We start from the raw sequence: 4,780 nt of genomic DNA on the forward strand, positions 1-4,780 counted from the left end.
GTAATCGCCGGTGTCGGGATCCAGCCCTTCCACCCAGGCGATCTCCACGAGGCGACGCCCAGCGCCCCGGCCAGCAAGGACCGCGATGAGGTCGATGGTTTCGGCAATGAGCGCGCGTGGGACCACGACGACGGCCTCCTGAATGAGCTGCTCGAGACGGCGCAGTGTGCCAAGGGCGGAACTGGCATGGATGGTGCCGATGCCGCCGGGGTGGCCGGTGCCCCAGGCTTTCAGCAGATCAAGTGCCTCGGCGCCGCGCACTTCGCCAATCGGGATGCGGTCGGGGCGAAGCCGCAACGACGACTTCACCAGATCGGACAGGGAGGCGAGACCGTCCTTTGTGCGCAACGCAACCAGATTTGGCGCGGCACACTGCAGTTCGCGCGTGTCCTCGATCAACACGACGCGGTCAGCGGTTTTAGCCACCTCCGCCAACAGCGCGTTGACCAGAGTCGTCTTGCCGGTCGACGTTCCGCCTGCGACCAGCACGTTTTTCCTTCTTTCGACGGCAAGCCGCAGCACCTCAGCCTGGCACCCAGTCATGATGCCGGCGGTGACGTAATCCTCGAGCGCGAACACGGCGACGGCGGGCTTTCGAATTGCGAACGTTGGTGCCGCGACGACAGGCGGCAGCAGGCCCTCGAAACGTTCGCCGGTTCCGGGCAGTTCGGCCGACACGCGCGGCGCACCCGCATGCACTTCGGCGCCGACATGGTGGGCGACCAGGCGGATGATGCGCTCGCCGTCGGCCGCGACCAGCAGTTCATCGGTGGCGCAGAGCCCTTCCCTCAGCCGGTCGACCCAGAGGCGTCCGTCCGGGTTCAGCATCACCTCGACGATATCAGGAGCTTCGAGGAAGCGGGCTATGGCCGGCCCAAGCGCCGTGCGCAGCATACGCGCGCCGCGCGACACCGCTTCCCTGCCAGAATGATGACTGCCTGCCACGATGATCCCCGTTCACTGCGGCGAGCCTGCTCGTGCCGCGGTCGGGGATGATTAGAAGAGGCATGAACAGTAGCCTTGCAACAGGCAAAACGGTCCATCGCAACGCGGCGTGCAGAGACTTGCGGAATGCGGTGCGGCGATCTCGCCAGCTTGCCGCCACTATCTATCCCAACGGGGAATCGTCCGCGTCGGCCGGCGACGCCGGCGGGACATCATCAGCGATTTCCTGTCTGAGCTTTGGTCCCTTGCTCAGCCTGCGGCCAAGCGCGTCAACGAACGCGTCGTACCGCTGCAGGCCTTTCGCGCGGGCTTCGGCCTGCGCGGATTCCGGCAATGCCGGGGTCGAGTTGAGCCAGAAGCGGACGAACAGCGCCAATGTTTCGATGGCAATGCCGACATCGCGCTCGACTCGCTGTACCCGCCGGTCGATCTGGTCGAGGCGCCTGGTGACAGCTGCCTCCTTCCGCTCCTCGGCATCCGGTGACAGGAACGAGGCGATCGCGGCCTCGGCGATCAGCGACAGCGACACATCGCGGCGTGCCGAATAGTCGGCAAGCGCGTTCATGACGTCGGGATCGAGATAGGCCGAAAGCCGTCGTTTCTTCGCGTCCTTCACGTTCAAAGCCCGATGCCGTCATCGGGATCGAGGGCGGCCTGCCGCGCAGCACGCCGCATGGCCTGATCGACCGCGCGTCGACGCAGCGCGTCATCATCGAGTTCGTCGCGGTCCAGCTCGAACTCGTCGTTGTGCTGTGCCGTTTGCAAAGGCGCAATGTCCTCCTGCTCGGGAAGTTCCGGCTGACGGCGGATGCCGCCATTTGCCGGATCCTCATCCTGCGCATCCGCAGAGTGCCCGGATTGGGCAGGATTGCCTTCCGGCACCGCTGGGACTGTTGTGCCGGTCCAGTCATCCGGGCGCGATGTCCCTGAGATCGTTTCCGGCTTCGGTGGCGACAGGACACGCCCGGCCAGGCGTGGATCGGCGAAATAGCGCACTTTGTTCGCCCGGATGGGGAACAGGCCCGAGACCATGATGATGGCATCGGTCGGCGGAAGCTGCATGATCTCGCCGGGCGTCATCAGGGCCCGCGCGGTCTCCTGCCGCGAGACCATCAGATGCCCGAGCCAGGGCGACAATCTGTGCCCGGCATAGTTTTTCATGGCCCGCATCTCGGTTCCCGTGCCGAGTGAGTCGGAGACGCGCCGGGCCGTGCGCTCGTCATTGGTGGCAAAGCTCACCCGCACATGGCAGTTGTCCAGGATGGAGTTGTTCGGACCGTAGGCTTTTTCGATCTGGTTGAGCGACTGGGCAATCAGGAAAGACTTGATGCCATAGCCCGCCATGAAGGCGAGCGCACTTTCGAAGAAATCGAGCCGGCCGAGCGCCGGAAACTCGTCGAGCATCATAAGCAGACGATGCCGTCGATCCTTCGCATGAAGGTCTTCCGTCAGCCTTCGCCCGATCTGGTTCAGCACGAGCCGGATGAGCGGCTTGGTACGGCTGATGTCGGAGGGCGGCACGACAAGATAGAGTGTCGCTGGCCGCTCGTCCTCGGCCAGATCAGCGATACGCCAGTCGCAGCGAGACGTCACCTTCGCCACCACCGGATCGCGGTAGAGACCCAGAAAGCTCATGGCCGTCGAGAGCACGCCGGAGCGTTCATTCTCCGACTTGTTGAGCAGCTCGCGAGCTGCCGACGCCACGACCGGATGCGGGCCGCCCTCCCCGAAATGCCGCGTCAGCATCATGGTGCGCAATGTCGTTTCGATCGGCCGTTGCGGGTCCGAGAGGAAGTTGGCAACTCCGGCAAGCGTCTTGTCCGTTTCGGCATAGAGAACGTGCAGGATGGCACCGACCAGCAGCGCGTGGCTGGTCTTCTCCCAATGGTTTCTGCGTTCCAGTGAGCCCTCGGGATCAACCAGCACGTCGGCGACGTTCTGCACGTCGCGGACCTCCCATTCGCCACGCCTCACTTCCAGCAAAGGGTTGTAGGCAGCAGATGACTCATTGGTCGGATCGAAGAGCAGGATGCGGCCAAAGCGCGCTCGCCACCCGGCGGTCAGTTCCCAGTTTTCTCCTTTGATGTCGTGGACAATCGCGCTGCCGGGCCATGTCAGCAGAGACGGAACGACAAGGCCAACACCCTTGCCACTTCGGGTCGGCGCGAAGCACAAAACGTGTTCTGGGCCGTCTTGGCGGAGATAGTCGCCGTCCAGCTTTCCAAGCACCACCCCATCCGGACCGATCAACCCAGCGGCTTGGATCTCCTTGCCGGTCGCCCACCGCGCCGAACCATATGTGGCGGCGTTCTTCGCCTCACGGGCCCGCCATACCGACATGCCGATGGCCACAGCGATCGCGATAAAGCTGCCGCTCGACGCGAGCAGTGCACCCTCTAGAAAAATCTCTGGCGCATAGGCATCGTAGAAAAACCACCACCAGAAAAAGGCCGGCGGCGGATAGATGGACTGGCCGGCAAGCTCGAACCACGGATCACCGAGTTCAGGCTGGAAACCAAGACGCCACGCGGCCCACTGCGTCGCGACCCACATAGTGACGAGCACGATCAGAAGCACGGCAAGAAGCTGCCCCCACAATATCCTGGTCGCCGGCACGTCTCATCTCTCTGGCAGAGGATCGGGAATCTACAGAAATATCGAATTTCCGCATAGGCAAGAACTCAAGACAGATTACCGAACCGCGGCGTAGCCCGACCTAAACGGACGTGCAGTGTGCGGGGCCATTCCTACTGATCGAGAAGTGATTGCGCAGACACCTATGCCGTCTGGTGTGTGCGTCGCCATGACGGGAGTTTCGGAATGACTACAACGGAACCGCAAGCAGACCGACAGCTTCTGGCAGCAATCTTCGATTGCGGGCATCCAGTTTAGCGTGGGCGTGGTGTTCACGATAGGAATCGGAAGGGTCGTCAAACTGTAGCCGCTTGCATGACGCGTTTAGTCTTGTCCATTGCCAAAGGCGTAGCGCCGTCGCAATCCAAAAGCTGGTGGACTGCCGTTGTAAGGGGCCGGTATCAGCTCTCCACATCTGGTCCGTTTGGTGATCCCGCCACGACGATTGCACCCCATTCCCGGGGTGCTACATCAGCAAACGACTGTGAAAAGGTCCAATTGTGGCCGGCGAGGTCACGGCAGGAATATTGACGCTCGCCATAGGGATGGCTCGTTGGCCTGCTGAGAATAGCTGCGCCATGCCGCGCGGCTCGCCTGTGGTGCGCGTCGACATCCTCGACGCGTACCATCACTGCGAATGGCCCACCTGTCCGCGTCAATCCTCCAGACTTCAATTCTGTGACGACGACGGCGCCGTCTGCGAAGCCGAGCTGGGCACGGTGATTGCCGATCATCAGCCGTATTTCGAAGCCGAAGGCCTCGCAAAGCCATTGGCTGGCCGTCTCGACATCAGGATACGAAAGCACCGGTATGACCGTGCTCGTGGGCATCGAGCGATTTTCGATCATGGTCATCTCCTATGCTGCCTTGAAAGGATTGAAGGCTCTCAGCGAAGAGCCTTCAACTATAGGGCGACCAACATTGTTGGCGAGGGCCATTATAGGGCTGGTAGGTGTTGTCCCAGGCGCGGTAGGAGACGTAGCGCTCGTAACACCAACGCACATGCGCTGCTTCCAATCGGACCGCCGGACTTGGCGCTACCGGTGCGACGGTCGCCGCCGCGACACCGGCGGCAAAGGCAGCGGCGGGGAACCAGTAGCCGTTGTAATAGCGATAACCTGGCCGCACGCGGACATAGCCGCGATAGCCATTGTAGTAGTATCCGCCGCCGACGACGTAGAAACCGCGCTGAAACCAGACC

The 4,780-nt window shown here is 62.5% G+C and carries 5 protein-coding genes; all 5 read right to left on the reverse strand.

Annotated elements, in window-relative coordinates; genetic code table 11:
- The coding region (gene trbB / locus EN991_RS23715) for a P-type conjugative transfer ATPase TrbB (RefSeq protein WP_127369668.1) at positions 1-894 on the reverse strand (894 nt) is incomplete at its 3' end.
- A 214-nt stretch (positions 895-1,108) separates the two neighbouring features.
- Positions 1,109-1,510: a CopG family transcriptional regulator gene (locus EN991_RS23720; protein WP_127369669.1), complete on the reverse strand. Its 402-nt coding sequence runs from the start codon at positions 1,508-1,510 to the stop codon at positions 1,109-1,111.
- Positions 1,511-1,563: 53 nt separating this feature from the next.
- Entirely contained in the window at positions 1,564-3,561 is a 1,998-nt protein-coding gene (locus EN991_RS23725) for a conjugal transfer protein TraG (protein ID WP_127369666.1), read from the reverse strand.
- 419 nt (positions 3,562-3,980) lie between these two features.
- On the reverse strand, positions 3,981-4,427 hold the full coding sequence (locus EN991_RS23730; RefSeq protein ID WP_127369667.1) for a VOC family protein: 447 nt from the start codon (positions 4,425-4,427) through the stop codon (positions 3,981-3,983).
- 52 nt (positions 4,428-4,479) lie between these two features.
- Positions 4,480-4,780: BA14K family protein (locus EN991_RS23735; protein ID WP_164769337.1), on the reverse strand; the 301-nt coding region annotated here is incomplete at its 5' end.

Origin of the sequence: Mesorhizobium sp. M7A.F.Ca.US.005.03.2.1, assembly GCF_003997795.1 — a bacterium.
Classification (GTDB): domain Bacteria; phylum Pseudomonadota; class Alphaproteobacteria; order Rhizobiales; family Rhizobiaceae; genus Mesorhizobium; species Mesorhizobium ciceri.

Bases quoted from the DNA above. Each gene is read 5' to 3' on its own strand.
- EN991_RS23720 (WP_127369669.1), bottom strand. From the start codon at position 1,510: ATGAACGCGCTTGCCGACTATTCGGCACGCCGCGATGTGTCGCTGTCG.
- EN991_RS23730 (WP_127369667.1), bottom strand. From the start codon at position 4,427: ATGATCGAAAATCGCTCGATGCCCACGAGCACGGTCATACCGGTGCTT.